Annotated in this window: 17 protein-coding genes; 7 read left to right on the forward strand and 10 right to left on the reverse strand. The window is 72.4% G+C overall.

Annotated features, from left to right (window positions below; translation table 11 throughout):
- Positions 1–61: 61 nt before the first annotated feature.
- Positions 62–625 (reverse strand): dihydrofolate reductase family protein, encoded by a 564-nt coding sequence (locus tag ABZ860_RS00115; protein ID WP_357212784.1) that lies wholly within the window; start codon positions 623–625, stop codon positions 62–64.
- A 108-nt stretch (positions 626–733) separates the two neighbouring features.
- Between ABZ860_RS00115 and ABZ860_RS00120 the strand changes: the two genes are divergently transcribed.
- The 3 genes from ABZ860_RS00120 to ABZ860_RS00130 all read left to right on the forward strand — a co-directional run bounded on the left by ABZ860_RS00120 (position 734) and on the right by ABZ860_RS00130 (position 6,169).
- Positions 734–868, forward strand: coding sequence for a hypothetical protein (locus tag ABZ860_RS00120; RefSeq protein ID WP_357212787.1), 135 nt, complete (start codon positions 734–736; stop codon positions 866–868).
- 341 nt (positions 869–1,209) lie between these two features.
- Positions 1,210–5,451 (forward strand): BTAD domain-containing putative transcriptional regulator, encoded by a 4,242-nt coding sequence (locus tag ABZ860_RS00125; RefSeq protein WP_357212789.1) that lies wholly within the window; start codon positions 1,210–1,212, stop codon positions 5,449–5,451.
- Between the two features lie 52 nt (positions 5,452–5,503).
- Positions 5,504–6,169 (forward strand): hypothetical protein, encoded by a 666-nt coding sequence (locus ABZ860_RS00130; protein WP_357212792.1) that lies wholly within the window; start codon positions 5,504–5,506, stop codon positions 6,167–6,169.
- On the opposite strand, the gene ABZ860_RS00135 is transcribed toward ABZ860_RS00130, so the two are convergent.
- On the reverse strand, positions 6,162–8,486 hold the full coding sequence (locus tag ABZ860_RS00135) for a M20/M25/M40 family metallo-hydrolase (RefSeq protein ID WP_357212795.1): 2,325 nt from the start codon (positions 8,484–8,486) through the stop codon (positions 6,162–6,164). The genes ABZ860_RS00130 and ABZ860_RS00135 overlap by 8 nt on opposite strands.
- A gap of 314 nt (positions 8,487–8,800) precedes the next feature.
- On the opposite strand from ABZ860_RS00135, the gene ABZ860_RS00140 reads away from it, so the two are divergent.
- Positions 8,801–11,191, forward strand: coding sequence for a discoidin domain-containing protein (locus ABZ860_RS00140; protein ID WP_357212798.1), 2,391 nt, complete (start codon positions 8,801–8,803; stop codon positions 11,189–11,191).
- Between the two features lie 32 nt (positions 11,192–11,223).
- Here the strand turns inward: ABZ860_RS00140 and ABZ860_RS00145 are convergent, their stop codons facing one another.
- Positions 11,224–12,168, reverse strand: coding sequence for a sugar kinase (locus ABZ860_RS00145; protein ID WP_357212801.1), 945 nt, complete (start codon positions 12,166–12,168; stop codon positions 11,224–11,226).
- Entirely contained in the window at positions 12,165–12,797 is a 633-nt protein-coding gene (locus ABZ860_RS00150; RefSeq protein ID WP_357212804.1) for a bifunctional 4-hydroxy-2-oxoglutarate aldolase/2-dehydro-3-deoxy-phosphogluconate aldolase, read from the reverse strand. The genes ABZ860_RS00145 and ABZ860_RS00150 overlap by 4 nt, the downstream gene beginning before the upstream one ends.
- 226 nt (positions 12,798–13,023) lie before the next feature.
- Here ABZ860_RS00150 and ABZ860_RS00155 point away from each other — a divergent pair, with 226 nt between their 5' ends.
- On the forward strand, positions 13,024–13,887 hold the full coding sequence (locus tag ABZ860_RS00155; protein ID WP_357212807.1) for a DUF72 domain-containing protein: 864 nt from the start codon (positions 13,024–13,026) through the stop codon (positions 13,885–13,887).
- Between the two features lies 1 nt (position 13,888).
- Here the strand turns inward: ABZ860_RS00155 and ABZ860_RS00160 are convergent, their stop codons facing one another.
- A complete protein-coding gene (locus ABZ860_RS00160; protein ID WP_357212809.1) occupies positions 13,889–15,055 on the reverse strand; it encodes a methyltransferase in 1,167 nt (388 codons plus the stop codon).
- A gap of 157 nt (positions 15,056–15,212) precedes the next feature.
- A complete protein-coding gene (locus tag ABZ860_RS00165) occupies positions 15,213–15,947 on the reverse strand; it encodes a helix-turn-helix domain-containing protein (protein ID WP_357214682.1) in 735 nt (244 codons plus the stop codon).
- Positions 15,948–16,169: 222 nt separating this feature from the next.
- Here ABZ860_RS00165 and ABZ860_RS00170 point away from each other — a divergent pair, with 222 nt between their 5' ends.
- Together ABZ860_RS00170 and ABZ860_RS00175 are read left to right on the forward strand one after the other, a co-directional pair.
- A complete protein-coding gene (locus tag ABZ860_RS00170) occupies positions 16,170–16,841 on the forward strand; it encodes a DUF4097 family beta strand repeat-containing protein (RefSeq protein ID WP_357212811.1) in 672 nt (223 codons plus the stop codon).
- Between the two features lie 60 nt (positions 16,842–16,901).
- Positions 16,902–18,038, forward strand: a complete 1,137-nt coding sequence (locus ABZ860_RS00175; protein ID WP_357212814.1) for a serine hydrolase domain-containing protein — start codon at positions 16,902–16,904, stop codon at positions 18,036–18,038.
- 30 nt (positions 18,039–18,068) lie between these two features.
- Here the strand turns inward: ABZ860_RS00175 and ABZ860_RS00180 are convergent, their stop codons facing one another.
- The 4 genes from ABZ860_RS00180 to ABZ860_RS00195 all read right to left on the reverse strand — a co-directional run bounded on the left by ABZ860_RS00180 (position 18,069) and on the right by ABZ860_RS00195 (position 20,489).
- Positions 18,069–18,773: a hypothetical protein gene (locus ABZ860_RS00180; protein ID WP_357212816.1), complete on the reverse strand. Its 705-nt coding sequence runs from the start codon at positions 18,771–18,773 to the stop codon at positions 18,069–18,071.
- Positions 18,770–19,108, reverse strand: a complete 339-nt coding sequence (locus tag ABZ860_RS00185; protein ID WP_169983967.1) for a PadR family transcriptional regulator — start codon at positions 19,106–19,108, stop codon at positions 18,770–18,772. The genes ABZ860_RS00180 and ABZ860_RS00185 overlap by 4 nt, the downstream gene beginning before the upstream one ends.
- 31 nt (positions 19,109–19,139) lie before the next feature.
- Entirely contained in the window at positions 19,140–19,874 is a 735-nt protein-coding gene (locus tag ABZ860_RS00190) for a CPBP family intramembrane glutamic endopeptidase (protein WP_357212819.1), read from the reverse strand.
- Between the two features lie 84 nt (positions 19,875–19,958).
- Positions 19,959–20,489 carry a YceI family protein gene (locus ABZ860_RS00195; protein WP_357212820.1) on the reverse strand — a complete coding sequence of 177 codons (531 nt, stop codon included), beginning with the start codon at positions 20,487–20,489 and terminating at the stop codon, positions 19,959–19,961.
- Positions 20,490–20,511: the final 22 nt, after the last annotated feature.

Raw genomic sequence — 20,511 nt, forward strand, 5'->3', positions numbered from 1 at the left:
TCCGCGTACGCGCGGCGTGCTCGGAACGCGCGACCGGCCGGCGCTTCTCCGGCCCCGGCGGTCACTTCCCCGTGGTCTGGCCGGAGACGGGCTGGTAGGCGAGGGACAGCACACCCGTCGGGAAGGTCTCCGAGGACGTGAGCGTCATCGGGATCTCCAGGCCGTCCTCGAACAGGCGCTGGCCCTTGCCCACCACGATGGGGTGGACCAGCAGGCGGAGCTCGTCGAGCAGGTTGTGCCGCATCAGCGAGCGGACGAGGTTCGTGCTGCCGCTGATGCCGATCGTCTTGCCCGGCTGCCGCTTGAGCTTGGTGATCTCCTCGGCGAAGTCGCCGGTGACGAGGGTGGAGTTCTGCCATTCGACCGTGTCGAGGGTCGACGAGACGACGTACTTGCGGACGTTGTTGATGAAGCTCGCGAAGGGGTCGTCGGCCTCGTTCTTGCCGGGCCAGTAGGCCGCCCAGCTCTCGTACATGACCCGGCCCATCATCATCGCGTCGGACTCGGACATCAGCGCGCCGACGGCGGCGCCCATCTCCTCGCTGAAGTAGGGGAAGTGCCACTGGTCGGGCGACTCGACGACGCCGTCGAGGGACATGAAGAAGCTGGTGACGATCTTGCGCATCTGGATCTCCTCTGTCTCGCGCTTGCGTGACTCCAGACTCGCAGCCGACGAGTTCAACTGTCAAGACAATTCTTTTTGTCGGAGTGTCGGAGGAGTGCCAGGAGGGATATGCCCCTGCCGATATCCCACCTGGCCCTGGGGTTCAGCTACACCTCGAGCCATCCCTCCGAGCTGTGCGGCTCGAGCGACCCCGCCGAGCGCGAGATCAGCGGAGGGGCGTTGTTGCGGGTGCGGGCGCGGTAGGGCTCCGCCGAGGCAGGCCCGGCGACCAGCACCGTCCCCAGGAACGCCGACGCCATGACTGCGGCCGCCGTCAGACGCCGGAACGGGATTCGCGCTCCGTTTCGCGCGGGGTCATCGTGTCTCCTCTTCGTGGTCCGGCCGGCTTCGAGCCGAATCGGGATCGGGTCGGACCGAGCATCGGACGTGCCGGTATACGAGGCGTATAGCCCCTGGTGGAGACGCCTTCGCCGCCCGGCGGACAGCCCCGATCGGAGGTGCGTCGCCGCCCTGACTGAGACGTTGACAAATCAGGCGATGATCCTGGATTCTTCACTCCGGTGTCCGACAGAGGCGGAATCTGAGTGGAATTTCACGTCCTGGGGCCGCTCAGCGTCTCCCGCGATGGTCACCCGGTCCCTGTCGGCGGAGCGCCGAAACTCCGGCTCACCCTGGCCGCGCTGCTGTCGAAGGCGGGGCAGCCGGTGTCCGTCGACTGGCTGATCGCCGCCGTCTGGGGCGACCGGCCGCCCGCGTCCGCGCGGCGCAACATCCACCTCTACGTCCACCAGTTGCGACGGGCGTACGGCGCCCGCGTCCTGCCTGGACGGCCGGGCGGCTACGCGATCATCCCCGACGCGCTCGACGCGGCGCGGTTTCGCGGCCTCGCCGCTCAGGGAGGCGCGGCCCTGGACCGGGGAGACCTCGAATCCGCGTGCGACCGGCTCCGCGCGGCGCTGAACCTCTGGCGGGGGCCGGCGTTCGAGGAGTTCGCCGACTGCGCGCTCGTCGCCGACGAGGCCCGGCGGCTCGAGGAGTCGCGGCTCGTGGTGCACGAGCGGCTGGCGGAGGCCGAGCTCGCCCTGGGCCGGCACGTCGAGGTGGCCGCCGAACTCGCCGACCTCACCAGGGAGCATCCCTACCGGGAGAACCTGCACGGGCATCTCATGCTCGCGCTGTATCGGTCCGGGCGTCAGGTCGAGGCGCTGGAGGTCTTCCGCAGGACCCGCGACGTCCTGAATACCCAGCTCGGCATCGAGCCGGGCCCCGTGCTCCAGCGTCTGCACGAGGCCATGCTCCGGGGCGACGAGGACCTCCTCCCCGCCCTGGCCCCGCCCCCGGATGCTGAGCGGCGCAGGACGGACGACTGCCCCTATCGGGGCCTGATGGCGTTCCAGCCGGAGGACGCGGACTGGTTCTTCGGCCGTTCCTCGCTGGTCGACCGGCTGCGCGAACTGGTCGACCGGCTTCCCGTGGTCGGCGTGTTCGGCGCGTCGGGGAGCGGCAAGTCGTCCCTGCTGCGCGCCGGCCTGCTGGGGTCCGTCTCCGGCGAGCACGGCGCCGCGGTGCCGTGGCGGGGGCTGCTCATGACGCCGGGGGACCACCCGCTGGACGCGCTGGCCGACGTGGTGGCCAAGACGTCGGGCGGCGACCCGGTCGCGCTGCGCGACGACCTCGCCCGCGATCCGGATGCGCTGGCCGCCGCACTGGCCGCCGCAGTGGGCGGCGCACAGCAGACCCGCCTGCTGCTGGTGGTGGACCAGTTCGAGGAGATCTTCACGCTGTGCGCCGACGACGCGGAGCGCCGCCGGTTCGTCGAGGCCCTCCTCGGCGTCGCACTGGATGCGGGCCGCCGCGTCGTCCTCGTGCTCGGCGTGCGCGCCGACTTCCTCGCCCACCTGACCCAGCACCCCGCCCTGGTCGAGGCGCTCGGCGGCGAGGCCCAGATGCTCGTCGGGCCGGTGTCGTCGCCGGACCTCCAGGAGATCGTCGTACGGCCCGCCGCCCGGGCGGGGCTCACCGTGGACCCCGACCTGCTGGCCACGGTGCTGGCCGACGCCGCCGAGGAGCCGGGCAGCCTGCCGCTGGTCTCGCACGCGCTGCTGGAGACCTGGCGGAACGCCACCGGCCCGAGGCTCACGCTGGCGGCCTACCAGGCGGCCGGCGGCGTACGCGGGGCCATCGCGCAGAGCGCGGAACGGGTCTTCGGCGAGTTCGCCCCTGCGGAGCGGCAGGCCGCCCGCAGGATCTTCCTACGGCTGACCGCGCTGGGAGACGGCACGGAGGACACCAGGCGTCCCATCTCCCGTACGGAACTGGTCGGCGTGGCCGACCCCGACGTCACCACCCGGGTGCTCGACCGGCTCGCCGCCGCGCGGCTCGTCGTCCTCGCGGAGGAGACGGTCGACGTGGCGCACGAGGCGCTGATCAGAGCTTGGCCGCGGCTCCACCGCTGGCTCACCGACGACCGCGAGAACCTGCTCGTCCACCGGCGGCTCACCGACGCCGCCCAGACGTGGCGGGAGCTGGACCGCGACCCGGGCGCCCTCTATCGGGGCGCCCAGCTTCTCGTGGCCGGGACCTGGGCGGAGGACCACCCGCAGGAGCTCAACGACGTCGAAAGCGCCTTCCTGCGGGCCAGCCGCGCGCTGGAGGACGGCGAGCGCAGCGCGGCGCGGCGCCGCACCCGGCTGCTGCAACGCCTGCTGGCCGGGATGGCCGCGCTCTTCCTGCTCGCCCTGCTCGGCGGCGGCGCCGCCGTACGGCAGGGCAGGGAGGCCGGCCACCAGCAGCTGGTCGCCCTGTCGCGGCAGCAGTCCCTGCAGGCCCGATCGCTTCTCGCCACCGATCCCGATCTCGCCGGCCTGCTGGCGATCGCGGCCTATCGGCTCGACCCGGAGCCCGAGACGCGGGGCGCGCTGCTGAGCGTGTCCGCCGCGGCGCGCCGCCGCATCGAGCTCAACGTGGAAGGACCCGCGGTCTTCGGGCTGGCGTTCAGCCCGGACGGGTCGCGGCTGGCCGCGGCCGGCACCGACGGCGCCGTCGGCCTCTGGGACCTGCGGACCCGCACCCACATCGCCTCCTTCCCCGGGCCGCTCATGCCGACGGGGCCGGGGGAGATCCACGCCAGGGCGGCGGCGTTCAGCCGCGACGGCAGGTTGCTCGCCTCCGTGGTCAGGGACGCCGCGCTCGCGTCGAGCAGGGGTGTGGTCGTCGTGTGGGACGTGGCCTCCCGCCGCCCCGTGTTCCAGCGGCAGCGGGAGCGGCTCACCGACGCGATGGCGCTGAGCCCCGACGGCACGAGGATCGCCGTCGGGGTGGGCGAGGGCGCGGTCGAGCTGTGGGACCTGCGCGACGGGAGCAGGCGCATCCTCAAGGGACACCGGGAGGAGGTCGTGGCTCTCGCCTTCAGCCCCGACCAGGCGTTCCTGGTGTCGACCACGGGCGGAACCGAGAAGCCCCTCGTGTGGGACGCGGCCTCCGGGGCGAAGCTCGCCGCGCTCGACGCCGTGAACGTCCACAGGCTGGGCTTCGATCCCGCCGGCGGCATCCTCGCCACGGGATCGTCGCACTACGGCGTGCGGTTCTGGCGGATCGCGCACGACCGGGTGACTCGCCTGCCGGGGCTGCCCAAGCGGTCGCCGTACACCTGGGACATGTCCGCTCCGGTCGCCGGCCGGATCGCCGTGGCCGACGAGGACGGCCTGATCACGATCTGGGACGTGGCACGACGGCAGCCGGTCGAGACCTACCAGGACAGAAGCCGCACGGAGACGCTGGCCCTCGCCCTGAGCGCCGACGGCTCCATGCTCGCCTCGGCCGGGCTGGGCCGGACGATCGTGGTGCGTGAGCACGCCGTTCCTCCGTTCAGCGGACACAACGAGGCCGTGAACGACATCGAGATCAGCCCGGACGGCCGGCTCGTGGCCTCGGCGAGCAGCGACAGGACCGTCCGGCTGTGGGACGTGCGCGGCGATCCGATCGCCGCGTTGGGCGACCACCCCGATCACGTCAGGTCCGTCGCCTTCAGCCCCGACGGCCGCCTGCTCGCGACCGTCACCCGCAGCCACACCCTCACCCTCTGGGACGTCGGCAGCGGACGGAGGCTCGGCACGGCGGCGTACCGGGGGCTCGGCGCGTCCACCGACGTCGGTTTCGATCCGCACGGGCGCTTTCTCGTCGCCACCGCGCTCGGACGGTTCCGCTGGGACATACGCGATCCGGGAAAGCCGGTCGAGGTGCCGTTCTCCGGCGGCTACCTCGTCTCGGCGCTGGCCTTCAGCCCCCGCGATCGGCTGCTCGCCACCACCGGTCCCTCCGGCGACCTGGTCGTCTGGGACCTCGCCCGCGACAGGGAGGTGCGCGCTCTCAGGACCAGGCAGGGCTCCGTGCTCGACGTCGCCTTCAGCCCGGACGGCAGGTCGATCGCCACGGCGGGCGCCGACCGCACCGTGAAGCTCTGGGACACGCGGACCTGGGCGTCGTACGCCACGCTGACCGGCCACACCGCCCCGGTCCAGACCCTCGCCTTCAGCCGGGACGGCCGTTCGCTCGCGTCCGCGGGGGACGACCGCACGATCCTGGTCTGGGATCTGGCGACCAGGCGGCCGGCGGCCACGCTGACCGGGCACACGGCTCCGATCAGGGGCCTGGCCTTCACCGCCGAGGGAGACCTGATCTCGGGCGGCGAGGACGGCAGGATCATTCGCTGGGAGCTGCGGCCCGGCCCGCTCGTGGGACGGCTCTGCGAGGAGATCGGCCGCGACCTCACCCGCGCGGAGTGGGCCGCCCACTTCCCCACCGTGGACTACCGGCACACCTGCTGACGGTCGTCGCGGCCCTGGACCGGCTCCGCTCGCGTTTGTGAGACTGCCGGGCATGACACGCCGGCCTTCCACCGCCGATCTCCGCCGCAGGCTCGCGCACGTCCGCTGGATAGCCGGCGGCACCGGAGCCGGCAAGAGCACCGTCACCCGTGCCCTGGCCGAACGGCACGACGTGCTCGTCTACGACGGCGACCGAGCCGAACCCGGCTACGTCCACAGGTGCGATCCGCAGCGACAGCCCCACCTGTGGGCGTTGCTGCGGACGCCCCGCGAGGACAGATGGGCGAGCCGCACCGCCGAGGAGATCTTCCACGCCATGCCCAGCCTGCACGGCGAGACGTTCGGCTTCGTCCTCGACGACCTGCTCGCCCTGCCCGCCGACCGGCCCGTCCTCGTCGACGATTTCCGTACGCTGCCGAGGGAGGTCGCGCCGCTGGTCGCCCGGCCGGAGCACGCCGTCTTCCTCCTGCCGGCGCCCGGATTCCGGGCCCGTGCGCTGGGCGACCGGTTCGCCGATCCCGCCCGGGCGCACGCCAACTGGGGAAACGGCGACCACGCCGCCGCCCTGGCCACGCGGCTGGCCCGCGACCGGCTCTGGGACGAGGAGGTGCGACGCCAGGCCCGCGAACTCGGGCTGCCGGTCCTGCCCGTCGACGGCTCCCGCAGCGTCCCGGAACTGGCCGCGGAACTGGCCGCGATGTTCCAGCTCGTCAGATGACGTAGGTCCGGGTGACGGCGACGAGTTCGCCGTCCTCGCGGGTCGAGGCGACCAGGTCCGGGGGTCTCGGCACGAAGCCCGGCACGGCCGCCAGGCCGTCCCTCTCCGCGATCGCGGTGAGGCGCGCCGTGCGCGTGCCCGGGATCCGGACAGTGATCCGAGCGCCCCGGGGCGGGATGCCGCGCACGCGGATCTCACCCGGCCAGGTGCGGGCGCGGGTGCCGGTCACGGCGGCCGTGACCGGCCGCATCCCGTCGGCGACGGCCGTCACCGAGGTGATCGGGTGGTCGACGCGCAGCGTCACCGAGCGGGCGCCGCGACCGGCGGCCACCCGCAGCGTGACGGTGTCCCCGGCCCGCGAGAGCACGGTCACCCGAGGGCCGGCGGCGTCGATCGCCTGAGCCGGGCCCGTCCACAGCTCCCCCCGGGCGTAGCCGGGCGGCAGCGTCCGCATCTCGTGGCCGCTCACGTAGCGCCGGGTCCACGTGGGCGGATCGACGTCCCCGCTGACCCAGTGGGCCGTGCGCGTGTCCGCGTCCAGCACGTACGCCAGATGGGTCCGCTGGGGGGCCGCGGCGCCGGGACTGTTCGCGTGGAGCCCGAGAGCGGTCAGCGCGAGCACGAGCACGGCGCCGGTCGACGGCACGGCGACGGCGAGGCGGCGGCCCGGCCGGCTCCCGGGCCGGGGCAGCGCCAGGTCCGCGATCGGCAGCAGGGTGAGGCAGAAGAGGGCGAACACCAGCGCCGCGGCCCCGCCGAGCGCGAGGCCCATCCCGTCGAAGACGTTCCCGGCCAGGGCGGGCAGCAGCGCCGCGCCCGCGACCGCCCCGAGGGTCGCCGCGACGACCTGCCCCGGCCGCGCTCCGGGTGAGCGGGGAAGAAGCACGGCCACGATCCCGCCGATCGCGCAGGACAGCGCCGGCAGCGCGAACAGGAAGGACGCCCCGGGCGCGACCTGGGCGCAGACCACTCCCAGCCCGGCCGGCCAGGCCAGTGCGCCGACGGCCGCCCCCACGGGGCCGATCACGCGGCGCGCCCACAGATACCAGAGCAGCACCGCCGGCATCGCCATGACCACGACGGCGGCCCGGTAGGGCAGCGGACGATGCAGAAGACCTCCCATGGCGTCGTAGGCGGGCCGCCACGTCGCCAGTGCGGCCCACAGCCCCTGCGCGAGGGCCACCGCCGCGACGAGCGGCACGATCGCGGACGCGGCGCCGGCGACGACCCGGGGAACGCTGGTGATCCCCCGCCGCCGCGCGAGCATCGTCAGCACGGCGAGCGCCGCGACGGCGGCCGCCGCGAGCGGCCACACCAGGGACGCCGGATAGGTGACCATGACTCCGAAGATCCGGAAGTACGTTGCGTCGTGGTCCGAGGGCAGCGCGGTCAGGTCGGCCCCGCCGAAGGCGCGGGCCAGCGCGAGCATCGTGGCGCCGTGGTGCTGCAGGCTCCCGCGGTCGAGGTTCGCGATCGAGTCCCCCGCGGTGTGGTATTTCGCGGAGTCCTCGATGTAGGCGAAGTTCATGCCGGTGAAGCCTGCCCTGGTCAGGGGAGTGAAGTCGGTGTTGTTCGGCAGGAGCCGATACAGCTCCGCCATCGAGGAGTCGCCCCGGGGACGCGGCGCGGCGTCCGCGTACGTCGCGACCAGGCCGGCGTTGTTCCTCGACGTCTCGAACATCAGTGAGGGGCCGCTGACGCCGCGGGCCTCGAAGTTGAGCAGCACGCCGCCCGCGCGCGCCAGGGGGTGCTCGCGGACGAAGGCCTCGGCGCCGAGCACGCCGTCCTCCTCGCCGTCGGTGATCAGCAGGACCAGGTCGTTGCGGAGGGCGGCGCCGGTGCGCAGCGCGCGTACGGCCTCCAGCATGGCGGCGACGGCCGCGCCGTCGTCCGACGCGCCGGGTCCCATGGCCGCGGAGTCGTAGTGGGCGGCCAGCAGGACGGTGCCCGTCGGGTCCGTGCCGGGCAGCGTGGCCACGATGTCGTCCACCATGCCGAACGTCGCCAGCCCGGCGGACGACCACGTTCCGACGGCCCGGTGGACCTGGACCTTCAGGCCGTCCGCCCGCAGCGTGGCGGCCAGGTAGTCACGGGCGCGGTCCCCGGCCGGGCTGCCGAGGGGACGTGGTTCGGTCGCGAACCTCCGCAGGTGGGCGAGCGCCCGGTCGGCGCTGAACTGTCCGGCGGCGGCCGACGCGGGGAGCGGCTGCATGGTGCTTCCCGACATGGCGGTCAGCATGATCACCGCTGCCAGCACCCCCAGGGCCGCGATCGCCGAGATCATCCGGCGCGGCACGTCGATCAACGCTTCTTTCATGGGTGGGAACGCTAGGCTCGGCCGCCCCGCACCCGGAATGATGCGCGTTTCCGTTCCCTCCTGCGGTTTTCCGCAGGCCGGGGCTGGGGGCCGAGCGCAACTGCACGCAAGACGCCTGCGATTTCCAGCGCAAACAGCCGCAAGATTTTGGCCTATTGCACGAAGAAGTCGGACGCGGTAACCATTACGGCAAGCGGTCCGCCGGACGGAAACGGCCCGGGCCGCTCCGTGCCTCCTGGCGTCCCCGGAGCTCTCCGGAAGGACGGCGCGGTCAGCGAACGCTGCCCAGCAGACCTGCCAGCAGAGGAGTGCACGTGCCGTTCTCTCGCCGTACGTTCATCACGTCCGTCGTCTCCGGCTCCGCTTTGGCCGCGGTGTCGTCCAGTCAGCTGGTGTCCGCGCTGACCGCCGCCGCGAGCGCGGCGAGCGGCCCGGGCGACGTGGTGGGCAAGATCACGGTCGGCTACCAGGGCTGGTTCGCCTGCCCCGGCGACGGGGCCCCCATCAACGGCTGGTGGCACTGGAGCCAGAACTGGTCGCAGGCGCCCTCCCCCGGCAACACCGCCATCGTGGCCTGGCCCGACATGCGGGAGTTCACCCACGCCTACCCGACCGCGTACGGCAACCTCGGCAACGGGCAGCCCGCCACGCTCTTCTCGTCGTACGACCAGCAGACCGTGGACACCCACTTCCGCTGGATGCGGGACAACGAGATCGACACGGCCGCCCTGCAGCGCTTCAACCCGAACGGCGGCGAGGGCGCCACCCGCGACGCGATGGCCGCCAAGGTGCGCGCCGCCGCCGAGGCGTACGGCCGCAAGTTCTACGTCATGTACGACGTGTCCGGCTGGACGAACTTCCACCCGGAGATCAAGACCGACTGGACGACCAAGATGTCGGCCCTGACGGCCTCCCCGGCGTACGCCCGCCAGAACGGCAAGCCGGTCGTGGGCATCTGGGGTTTCGGGTTCAACGAGGACAAACACCCGTCCGACCCGGCGGCCTGCCTCGACGTGGTCAACTGGTTCAAGGCCCAGGGCTGTTACGTGATGGGCGGAGTGCCCACCTACTGGCGTACGGGCGTGGAGGACTGCCGGCCGGGGTTCATCGACGTCTTCAACGCCCTGAACATGCTCTCGCCGTGGATGGTCGGGCGGATCGGCAACGCGGCCGACTCCGACCGGTTCTACACCAATCTCAACGTCCCCGACCAGGCGTACTGCGACGCCCACGGCATCGACTACCAGCCCTGCGTGCTGCCGGGGGACGTGAAGTCGCGGCAGCGCGCGCACGGCGACTTCATGTGGCGGCAGTTCTACAACATGGTCCGCGCCGGAGCCCAGGGCATCTACATCTCGATGTTCGACGAGTTCAACGAGGGCAACCAGATCGCCAAGACCGCCGAGAACGCCTCGATGATCCCGGTGGGCTCCGGTCTCCTCGGGCTGGACGAGGACGGCACGGTCTGCTCGTCGGACTACTATCTGCGGCTCACCCGCGACGGCGGCCGGATGCTCAAGGGTCAGATCGCGCTCACCTCCGTACGCCCGACGCCGCCCGTCGTGAACGGCGGAGGCGACGCCAACCTGGCACGCGGGAAGGCGACATCGGAGAGCGGGCACACCCAGACCTTCGCCTCCGGCAACGCGGTGGACGGCGACGCGAACAGCTACTGGGAGAGCCCGAACAACGCGTTCCCGCAGTGGGTGCAGGTCGACCTCGGGGCGGCCGCGACGGTCGGGCGGGTGGTGCTGAAGCTGCCGCCGTCCGCGGCGTGGGCGGCGCGTACGCAGACGTTGTCGGTGCAGGCGAGCACGAACGGCTCGTCGTTCAGCACGATCGCCGGTCCCGGCGGCTACACGTTCGATCCCGCGTCCGGCAACACGGTGACGATCAACCTGCCGTCCACCTCCGCGCGGTACGTGCGGATCACCGTCACCGGCAACACCGGCTGGCCCGCCGCCCAGATCGGCGAGTTCGAGGTGTACGGCACGGCGGGGAGCGGCGACACGAAGGCCCCCACCGCGCCGGGCGATCTCATCGTGACCGCGAAGACCGCCACCAGCGTCTCGCTGTCGTGGTCGGCCGCGACCGACGACACCGGGGTGACCGGCTACGAGGTCCGCCGGGGGAGCACGGTCGCGGCCACCGTCCAGGGCACCGCGCACACGGTGACCGGGCTCAGCCCGGCGACCGCGTACACGTTCACGGTCGCGGCGCGGGACGCGGCGGGCAACGTCTCACCCGCCTCGAACACCGTGTCGGTGACGACCGACGCGGCGCAGAACACGAACCTCGCGCGGGGGAAGGCGACGTCGGAGAGCGGGCACACGCAGAACTACGGCAGCGGCAACGCGGTGGACGGTGACGCGAACAGCTATTGGGAGAGCCCGAACAACGCGTTCCCGCAGTGGGTGCAGGTCGACCTCGGGGCGGCCGTGACGGTCGGGCGGGTGGTGCTGAAGCTGCCGCCGTCCGCGGCGTGGGAGAGGCGTACGCAGACGTTGTCGGTGCAGACCGGCACCAACGGGTCGTCGTTCACCACGGTCGCCGGGCCGGGCGGCTACACCTTCGACCCGGCGTCGGGCAACGCGGTGACGATCAACCTGCCGCCGGCCTCGGCAAGGTATGTGCGGATCACCGTCACCGGCAACACCGGCTGGCCCGCCGCCCAGATCGGCGAGCTGGAGGTCTACTCCGGGTAGCGGGACGGGACGGCGGCTGCCCCCCGGCGATGTCACCGCAGCGTCTCCCCCTCCGGCAGGTCCAGTGAGGGCAGTTCGGCCCGGGTGGGCAGCCCCTCCCAGTCGCCGGCGCAGGCCACGGAGGCCGCGCCGAGCAGGGTGGCCCGTTCGAGCCGGCCGTACGCGTCGAGCCCGTCGAGCCGCCCGGACAGATATCCGGCGGTGAACGCGTCGCCCGCGCCGACGACGTCCACCACGGGCACCCTTCGAGCCGGGACGTCGAACGAGGTCCGCGCGTCGTGGTAGCTCGCGCCCGCCGCGCCGCGCTTGACGACGACCTCCTCGACACCGGCGTCCAGCAGAGCCGCCACGCGGTCGCGTTCGCCGTCGCCGTCCACCACCAGGTCCAGCTCGTCGTCGGACGCGATCAGCACCGTGACGTACGGCAGCAGCGGGCGCAGCGCCCGCGCGGCCGCCTCCCGGGACCACAGCAGGGAACGGTGGTTGACATCGAGGCTCACCCAGGCGCCGGACCGGTGCGCCTGCCGGGCGGCGGCGGCGACGGCCTCCAGCGGCGCGGGTCCCAGCGCGGGCGTGATGCCGGTGAGGTGCAGGCCCGCCTGGCCCGCGTCGACGGCGGGGCGCACCTCGTCCCACGTCAGCGTCGAGGCGGCCGAGTCCCTGCGGTAGTAGTGCACCCGGGCCCGGCCCCCGGCGGCCACGTCCCGCAGCAGCAGGCCGGTCGGGGCGTCCGTACGCCGCACGACATGGTCGGTCAGCACGCCCTCGGCCCGCAGCGTGCGCAGGACCAGCTCGCCGGGCTCGTCGTCCCCGAGTGCGCCGGTCCAGCGGGCCGTGTGCCCGAGGCGGGACAGGGCGATCGCGACGTTGGCCTCCGCGCCGGCGGTGGACACCCGCGAGTCGCCGCCGAGACGCAGCGGCCCGGCGCAGCGGACCGTGACCATCGCCTCGCCGATCGTCAGGACGTCCGCCCTCATGGAGCACCCACCAGGTCGAGCGCCGTCCTCACCCGGCGGCGTAGGCCGTCCAGGTCGCCGCCGCGCGGGGCGTCGCCCAGCAGCGGCGAGCCGAGGCCGACCGCGACGGCGCCGGCCTCCAGATAGGTATGGGCACTGTCGAGGCCGACGCCGCCGACCGGCACGAACGGCACGGCCGGGAACGGATCGCGCAGCGCGCGCAGATAGGAGACCCCTCCCGCGGAGGCGGGGAAGAGCTTGACGGCGGCGGCGCCCCGCGCGGTCGCGGCGATGACCTCGGTGGGGGTCATCGCCCCGGCGAGCACGGGCAGGCCGAGGCGCAGCGCCTCGTCCACTCCTTCGCCGAGCCCAGGGGTGACGGCGAACGTCGCGCCCGCGTCCCTGGCCGCGACGGCGTCCCGCGCGGTCAGCACGGTCCCGGCGCCGAGGTGCACGCCCGCGCCCAGGGTGGAGGCCGCCTTCCGGATGACCGACAGCGCGTCGGCGCCGCTGAGCGAGACCTCCATCAGGGTCACCCCCTCTTCGGCGAGGACGTCGATGCTGCGCAGCGCCGCCGCCGGGTCGTCGCCGCGGACGATGGCCAGCAGGCGCCTGGTCCTGAGGAGGTCGAGCAGATCGTGTGGTTGCACGCCGGTCACCATTCTGCGAAGGAGCGGTCGGGGTGACGCCAGATCGGAGAGCGCCACGTGTGGCCGTGTTTGCCGGCCTCACGCACCGCGGCCTTGTGCACCACGATGCCCAGCCGGGGCGGGCTTTCTGCGCGCCCGCTGGGAAAGTACCCCAAGGAGGACCTGGAGGGCCTGCGTCCCGCCGCCCGTCGCCGGGGAGTGATCCGAACCGGATAACGTCGGGGCCATGCGGCTTCATGTGGGGTGCGCGATGTGGACGCACGCGCCGTGGCAGGGGCGTCTCCTGCCGCACCCGCTTCCTCCGGGGGAGCGGCTGCGGGCCTACGCCACCTGGTGCAACGCGGTCGAGGGCAACACGACGTTCTACGCGACGCCCTCGCGGAGCACGGTGGAGTCCTGGGCGCGGCAGACGGATCCCGGCTTCCGCTTCGTGGTCAAGCTGCCCAGGCCGATCACCCACGAGCGCCGCCTGGCCGGGGCCGACGACGACCTGCGGGCCTTCCTCGACGCGATCGAGCCGCTGGGGCCGCGCGTCCACGCGCTGTGGGTCCAGCTTCCGGGCTCGTTCGGTCCGGCGGACGCCGGCGCGCTCGCGGCCTTCCTCGGCCGCCTTCCCGGCGACCACCGCTACGCCGTCGAGGTCCGTCACCGCGCGTTCTTCGAGGACCCCCGGGCCGCGCGGCTCCTGGAGCGGGTGCTGACCGGGGCCGGCGCCGAGTGGGTGCCGTTCGACACGACCGTGCTGTTCCGCACCCCGCCGACCAGCGACGCCGAACGGGACGCCTGGTCGAAGAAGCCGCGCGTGCCGCTGCGGACCGCCGCCCTCACCGACCGCCCGATCGTCCGCTACATCGGCCGCGACGACCCGGAGCGTACGGCCGAGGGCTGGCGGCACTGGGTGGACGCGGTCGCCGGGTGGCTGCGCGAGGGCCGCTCGCCGACGGTGTTCGTCCACACCCCCGACAACGCCGACGCGCTGACGCTCGCCCGCCGGTTCCACGACGACGTACGCGCCGAGGTGCCCGGCGTGGAGCCGCTGCCCGAGCCCATGAAGGAGACGCTGCCGGACGAGCCGCTCACCCTGTTCTGAGTCAGCGCTTCACGGCACGGAGCACGACGAACTTCGGGTCGCTCGCGACGACCTCGCAGTTGCCGAAGAGCCGGCGCAGCTTGACGTGGTAGCCGAGGTGGCGGTTGCCCACCACCCACAGCTCGCCGCCCCGCCGCAGCGCCGCACGCGAGCCGTTGAACATGCGCCAGGCGGTCGCGTCGGTCCTGCCCCGATGGGTGTGGAACGGCGGGTTGTTCAGCACCAGGTCCGCGGTGCCCGGCGGGAAGCCCGCGAGGCCGTCGGCCGCAACGAACCTCGCGACGGCACCCCCTCCGGCGTTCGCCCCGAACGTGGCCTCGGCGGAGGCCAGCGCCTGGTAGGACTCGTCGATGAACGTCACCTCGGCCGCGCCGTTGGACAGCGCCGCGGCGAGCCCGATCACCCCGTTGCCGCAGCCGAGATCGACCACGTGCTCCGGCCCCGTACGCGCGGGCAGGCTGCGCAGCAGGAGGCGGGTGCCGGCGTCGAGGCGCTCGGCGGAGAAGACGCCGGCGTGGTTGACGACGGTCAGGCCGGAGACCACCCCGGCGTCGGCGGGCAGCGCGTAGCTCCGCGGCCACGGATTCGCCCCTCGCGACAGCCCGGGGTCGGGCGAGCAGAAGATCAGCCGCGCCTTCTTGACCGCCAGCGAGGTGCGAGTGGGCCCGAGGACGCGCTCGAACAGCTTCAGCGTCGAGGTGTGGATCTCGGTGACCATCCCCGCGCCGACCACCACCGTGTCCTCGTGCACGCGGGGGGCGAGGCGGTGCAACTGGTCCTCCAGGAGGGCGAGGCTCTTGGGCACCCGCACCAGCAGCACGTCGATCCGGTCCGGCGGCTCGTCCCTGGTCGTGCGCAGCAGCACGGCGTCCGCGTCGAGGCCGTTGCGCTCGAGGTTGGCGCGGGTGGCCTGCTGGCCGAGGAAGGAGTCGCCGATCTGGACCGGGCGGTGGACGGGACGATGGACGGCGAGCGCGGTGGCGAGGGCGCCCCACCGGTCGCCCAGCACGACCAGGCTCCCCGACAGGTCCACCGGCCCGCCCTCGCGTTCGTCGAGGTGCCGCAGCAGGTATTCGTCGGCCGCGTCCCATGCGCGGAGCTGGTCGCGGGGATCCTCGGGAAAGCGGGCGAGGTCGAGAGCACCCCGCGCCGTCGTCATACGGTCCATCGCCGCTCAGGCTAGCGGGCCCTCCGCTCGGGTCCGTGCGACGAGTCCCGCATCAGCCGCGCCTGACGTCTCAGGACAGGCGTGCCGGCGGTCGGGTGTCAGCCGGCTGACGTCCCGGCAGTGGTCGCCGAGGCTGTCTGCCCGCGATCTGGGCGTGCTAGGGAGCGCTGTCCGAAGTCGTGTCGGTTCTCGTGTGGAGGATCTCGCGGGCCTGGTCCGCGGCGCGGACGATGCTCTCGGAGACGAAGGCGACGAAGCGGGCGATGTTCTCCAGGCGCGCGGCGGCCGGGGTTCCGGGGCCGAGGACGCCCACGCCCTGGCGTGCGACCTCGCCGAGGTGGGCGGTGGCGCGGGCGCTGGCCATCATCGACTGGTACAAGACGTCGTCGTCGACGACGTAGCGCTCGCGGCGGCGTTCGTCGCGTTCCCGGCGGATGAGGCCCTGGCTCTCGAGGAACGTGGTCGCTTTGGAGACGGACGCCGGGCTGACCTGCAGGCGTCCGGCGAGCTCGGAGGCGGTGAGGCTGCCGGCGTCGGTGGTGTAGAGGCTGGCCAGCACCCGTGCCGTCATCTTGGGCAGACCCGACTGCATGAAGACGGTGGCGAACACCTCCTCGTACTCGCGCACCGCCTCGGCATCGCGTCCGTGAGCCTGGGAGGACGTGCCGGAGTTCCGGGGCGCGGCCTTCCTGCGGTGGTGGGTGCGGCGTTCGGTGGCGCGGTGCGCCAGGTCGGCACGGTAGGCGGTGGGACCGCCGTTGCGCATCACCTCACGTGTGATCGTCGAAGTGGGTCGGTCGAGGCGCCTGGCGATCTCCGCGTAGGCGAGGCCGTCGGCCAGTCCCAGCGCGATCTGCTGGCGGTCCTGCTGGGTGAGCCTGCCTCCCGGCATCGCGGTCTCCTCCGTGGTCTGCGGCCTCGCAAGCATAGCGTTCACTTTTGATCCGTTGCAACGATTTCATCGGGCACCGTTGCATTGAACTTAGATCCACTGCAACGATTTCTGCACTCTGACGTGCATATATCTCTCACCAACGCAACAGATTCCTTGCATGGTCTGGAAATGCAACGTAGCGTTTCCGGCGTTGGAAACGAAAAGTCACAGGAGAGCGCGATGCAGAAGTTCGACACTCCCGCCCCGATCTCGGTCGTCCTCGACGTCCCCGCCGGGCGCGTCCAGCTCCTCGCGGCCGATCGGGCCGACACCGTGGTCGAGGTCCTGCCCGTCGACGCCTCGAAGGGCCGCGACGTGAAGGCGGCGGAGCAGACCAAGGTCGAATACGGCGACGGTGTCCTGCGGATCAAGGCCCCGGAGGGGAAGAACCAGATCCTCGGCCCCTCCGGATCCATCGAGGTGACGGTCCGGCTGCCTGCCGGTTCCCAGGTCGAGGCGAAGGCGGCCAGCGCCGAATTCCGGGTGGTCGGACGGCTCGGCGACGTCGCCTTCGAGGGCGCGCACGGCTCGATCAAGCTGGACGAGGTCGCGAGCGCCTGCCTCACCACCGCCGCCGGCGACGTCTCCGTCGGCCGGCTCAACGGTCCCGCGAAGATCAGCACCGGCAAGGGCGACATCCGCATCGCCGAGGCCGTGCGCGGCACGGTTGTGCTGCGCACCGAGGCCGGCGAGGTGTCGGTCGGCGCCGCCGCCGGAGTCTCGGCCTCGCTGGACGCCGGCACTTCCTACGGCCGGATCCGAAACGCGCTCAACAACACCGAAGGCGCCGCCTCCCAGCTCGACATCCACGCGACCACCGCCTACGGCGACATCGTCGCCCGCAGCCTCTGACCCGCAGCCTCCATTCGTCCGTCAAAGCGAAGTCATCACAGACCTGAAGGAGCCACCACCATGTCCGTCACTCTTACCGGCCAGGACCGCCCGGAGCTGCAGAAGATCATCGAGGAGATGGTCGATTCCGGCTTCGTCGGGGTGTCGCTGCGCGTGCACGACGAGCGGGGCGAGTGGGCCGGCAGCGCCGGGGTGCGCGAGCTGGGCGAGGCCGCCGAGCCGCCGATCAACGGACACGTCCGGATCGGCAGCAACACCAAGACCTTCATCGCGACCGTGGTGCTGCAACTGGTGGCCGAGGGCAAGATCGGGCTGGACACTCCGGTGACCGACTACCTGCCCGAGTTCGGCCTGGACGAGCGGATCACGGTGCGGATGCTGCTGCAGCACACCAGCGGGGTGTTCAACTTCACCGGGGAGTACTTCGAGGACGGCACGTTCGTGCCGGGCATCCCCTCCACCACGGCCGGCAAGGAATGGGTGGACAACCGGTTCACCACCTACCGGCCCGAGGAACTGGTCCGGCTGGCGTTGTCCAAGCCGGCACGGTTCGAGCCGGGCACCGACTGGAGCTACTCCAACACCAACTACGTGCTGGCCCGGCTGCTGATCGAGAAGGTCACCGGCCGCCCGGTCGCCGAGGAGATGCGGCGGCTGATCCTGGGGCCGCTCGGCTTGTCGGGCACCATCCAGCCGACCACCGAGACGGACATCCCCGAGCCGCACGCCCACGCCTACTACCGCTACGAGAAGGACGGCCAGAGCCAGACGGTCGACGTCACCCGCCACAACCCGTCCTGGATCTCCAGCGGCGGAGACATGATCTCCACCACACAGGACCTGCACACGTTCATCTCCGCGTTGTGCGGTGGCAAGCTGCTGCCGGCCGAGCTGCTGGCCGAGATGCGCACGCCGGAATCCAAGGCCGGCTACGGACTGGGCGTGTTCGTACAGCAGGCGCCGGGCGGCGGCACCGTCATCACGCACAACGGCGGCATGGCGGGCCACGCGGCGCTGATGTACAGCACGCCCGACGGCGGCACGACCCTGACCGCCGCGCTGAACTACGTCGACGACGCCGCGCTGTCCCTGGGAGTGGCGTTCCAGCAGGCGACACAGCGCCTCGTGCAGGAGGTGTTCGGCGGCGGACGGGCCGGATCGGCCGACGCGGCCGAGCCGGCTCAGCAGACGGGCTGAGAACCCCGGACGGAAGGCCCGGCGGCGGGCTCAGGGACGGCGGCGGCCCGTCCACAGCCACATCGCCGCCAGGGCGGCGATCGCGACGCAGCCTCCGGCGGCCATGCCGGCGAAGAAGCCCGGTCCGTCGCCGTCCGACGGTTCCCACAGGATCGCGGGCACGACCAGGGCGAGCAGGGCCACGGCCAGCACCAGGTAGAACCGCCGGCTGAAGAAGACGTTGCGGCCGGGGGCAGCGGGCGGGGAGTCGAGCTGCGCGGCCGGTCCCACGCTGGCGGCCCTGGGCCGCTTGAAGTACCGCCAGTACATCCAGGTGCCGCAGGGCTCCCAGCCCTCGGGCGCCAGCCGCGCGGCCGGCGCGGAACCGCCGATCGACGGTTCCCTGCGGTACTCCCACCGTTGCGGCCGTTCCGGGTCGCGGTGGCTGACGAACCTGCCGAGGTGGTCGACGCGGTCGATCTCCCAGCCCTGGTCGCCGAGCCGGGCCAGCATCTGGCGGTCGGTGAAGATGTCGGCGGTCCACCGCCACTCGGTGGCGTCCGTCGCGTCGGCCTCGGGCGCCCGCGCCGCCAGCAACTGCCCGGCGAACTCCCCGGCAGGCCCGAACTCCTCCTCCGGGTCGGCGCCGGTCTCCGCGACGTACGCGGCGAGGTCGGCGATCGTGGCCTCGGCGTGCGCCGCGGGCACGCCGCCCTCGCACAGCAGGGCCTCCAGCTCGTCGAGGTAGGTGCTCATTTCAGCCCTCCCGAGGCCAGCACCGTGCGTACGGACTCGTCGAACGCCAGCCACAGGCGGCCCTGCTCGGCCAGCGTCTGCCGGCCCTGCTCGGTCAGCCGGTAGTAGCGCCGGCCCGGTCCGCGTTCGGTCACCCGGAACTCGGCCGACACCAGGCCCGCCTCCTCCAGCCGGTTGAGCACCGGATAGAGGGTGCCGCCGCGGATCTGCCCGAGCCCCGATCCGGCGAGCATCTTGGCGATCTCGTAGCCGTAGTTCTCGCCCTCGGTCAGGGTGGCCAGCACCAGCAGGTCGAGGACGCCCTTGAGCCAGCTCGCGCGGCGGTCGGTCGCCATGTGCTTCATCCTCGCACGGTAGGAGTACTACCTAGGCCGCTTGACCGACCGTCTTCCCGGTGGGTGCCGGCGTGCACACGAGGCCCCGGACGTCGATCAGGACGTGCACCAGGATCGGCAGCAGCAGGCTGCCGGTGGACAGGTAGACGTTGGTGAGCCAGAAGCCGAGGAGGGCCACCACGACCATGCCCTTCCAGCCCTGGTAGAGGTGGCCCGCCACGAAGACCGCCAGGGCCAGGGCGGCGGCCGCGGTGGTGCCGAGGCCCAGCACACCGACGCCGAACGCGATGAGCAGGCCGCGGTAGACGATCTCCTCGCAGACACCCGCGGTGACCGCCATGGCCAGGCCGTGCCACCGTTCGGCGGGAGTGCGCGGCATCAGTTCGGCGAAGGCCGCCTGACCGGGTACGGCGCGGCCGGAGCGGGCGAGGCGGCGCAGCAGCAGGGTGCCGATCACGATGGCGCCGGTCATTCCGGCGACCGCAGGGGCGACCCGGTCGAGGTGGCCCGGCATCGCGAATCCCAGATCCGCCGGGCCGAGCGCCGGCGACAGCACCAGGACCAGCGCGGTCGCGGCGACCCAGACCCACTCCTCCGCGATCCACAGCCGGTACGCGTGCACCAGCGCCCGGGGGTCGTGGGCGCGGCGTCGTGCCAGCCGGTCGTACTGGCGCCTGCCCAGCCAGGGAGCGACGAAGGTCAGATAGGCCGTCAGCGCGACCGTCAGGAGCACGCCCGGGGTCGAGAAGCTCGCAGAGATGCTCATCGGTTGCCGTCCTTCTTACATGAGCGAACAACCTAGACCATAGAGCGAGCTAGTTAGGAATACAACCTATAGGCGCCGGTCTTGTCAGATCCGCCGGATCGCGGCGACATCGAGCTCCAGCGCGACCTCCTTGCCGACCAGGCCCGCGGCCCCGGCCCAGCCCACGCCCCAGTCCTTGCGGTTGATCGTGGCGCTGCCCCTGAAATGAACCCGGACATCGCCCTGCGGGTCGTGCTCGGCGCCGATCCGCGTGAAGGCCACGGTGACCGGATTGGTCACGCCGCGGATGGTCAGGTCTCCGGTGAGCTCGAAGGTGGTCTCGTCGACCTGCCGTGCGCCGGTCGAGACGAAGGTGATGATCGGGTAGTCGTGCAGCTTGAGGAACCTGCCGCGCAGCATGTCGTCGCGTTGCGGGTTGCGGGTCTGGATGCTGCCGGTCTGGATCGTGAGCGTGACGTTCGACTTGGACGGGTCGTCGCCGTCCAGGTGCGCGCCGCCCTCGAACTCCTCGAACTGCCCGCGCACCTTGGGTCCGATCGTGTGCCGGGCGACGAAGCCGATCCGGGTGTGGGCGATGTCGAGGGTGTAGTCGCCGGTCAGAGCCGCGGTTGTCACTCTGGTCGCTCCTGGAGATTGG

It is taken from the genome of Microbispora sp. NPDC046973 (assembly GCF_040644495.1).
GTDB lineage: Bacteria > Actinomycetota > Actinomycetes > Streptosporangiales > Streptosporangiaceae > Microbispora.

Excerpts from the sequence above, each read along its gene's own strand:
- ABZ860_RS00180 (WP_357212816.1), bottom strand. The coding sequence starts at position 18,773 with ATGAGCACCTACCTCGACGAGCTGGAGGCCCTGCTGTGCGAGGGCGGC.
- ABZ860_RS00190 (WP_357212819.1), bottom strand. The coding sequence starts at position 19,874 with ATGAGCATCTCTGCGAGCTTCTCGACCCCGGGCGTGCTCCTGACGGTC.
- ABZ860_RS00145 (WP_357212801.1), bottom strand. The coding sequence starts at position 12,168 with ATGAGGGCGGACGTCCTGACGATCGGCGAGGCGATGGTCACGGTCCGC.
- ABZ860_RS00115 (WP_357212784.1), bottom strand. The coding sequence starts at position 625 with ATGCGCAAGATCGTCACCAGCTTCTTCATGTCCCTCGACGGCGTCGTC.
- ABZ860_RS00170 (WP_357212811.1), top strand. The coding sequence starts at position 16,170 with ATGCAGAAGTTCGACACTCCCGCCCCGATCTCGGTCGTCCTCGACGTC.
- ABZ860_RS00175 (WP_357212814.1), top strand. The coding sequence starts at position 16,902 with ATGTCCGTCACTCTTACCGGCCAGGACCGCCCGGAGCTGCAGAAGATC.
- ABZ860_RS00185 (WP_169983967.1), bottom strand. The coding sequence starts at position 19,108 with ATGGCGACCGACCGCCGCGCGAGCTGGCTCAAGGGCGTCCTCGACCTG.
- ABZ860_RS00165 (WP_357214682.1), bottom strand. The coding sequence starts at position 15,947 with ATGCCGGGAGGCAGGCTCACCCAGCAGGACCGCCAGCAGATCGCGCTG.
- ABZ860_RS00135 (WP_357212795.1), bottom strand. The coding sequence starts at position 8,486 with ATGAAAGAAGCGTTGATCGACGTGCCGCGCCGGATGATCTCGGCGATC.
- ABZ860_RS00155 (WP_357212807.1), top strand. The coding sequence starts at position 13,024 with ATGCGGCTTCATGTGGGGTGCGCGATGTGGACGCACGCGCCGTGGCAG.
- ABZ860_RS00160 (WP_357212809.1), bottom strand. The coding sequence starts at position 15,055 with ATGGACCGTATGACGACGGCGCGGGGTGCTCTCGACCTCGCCCGCTTT.
- ABZ860_RS00130 (WP_357212792.1), top strand. The coding sequence starts at position 5,504 with ATGACACGCCGGCCTTCCACCGCCGATCTCCGCCGCAGGCTCGCGCAC.
- ABZ860_RS00120 (WP_357212787.1), top strand. The coding sequence starts at position 734 with ATGCCCCTGCCGATATCCCACCTGGCCCTGGGGTTCAGCTACACCTCG.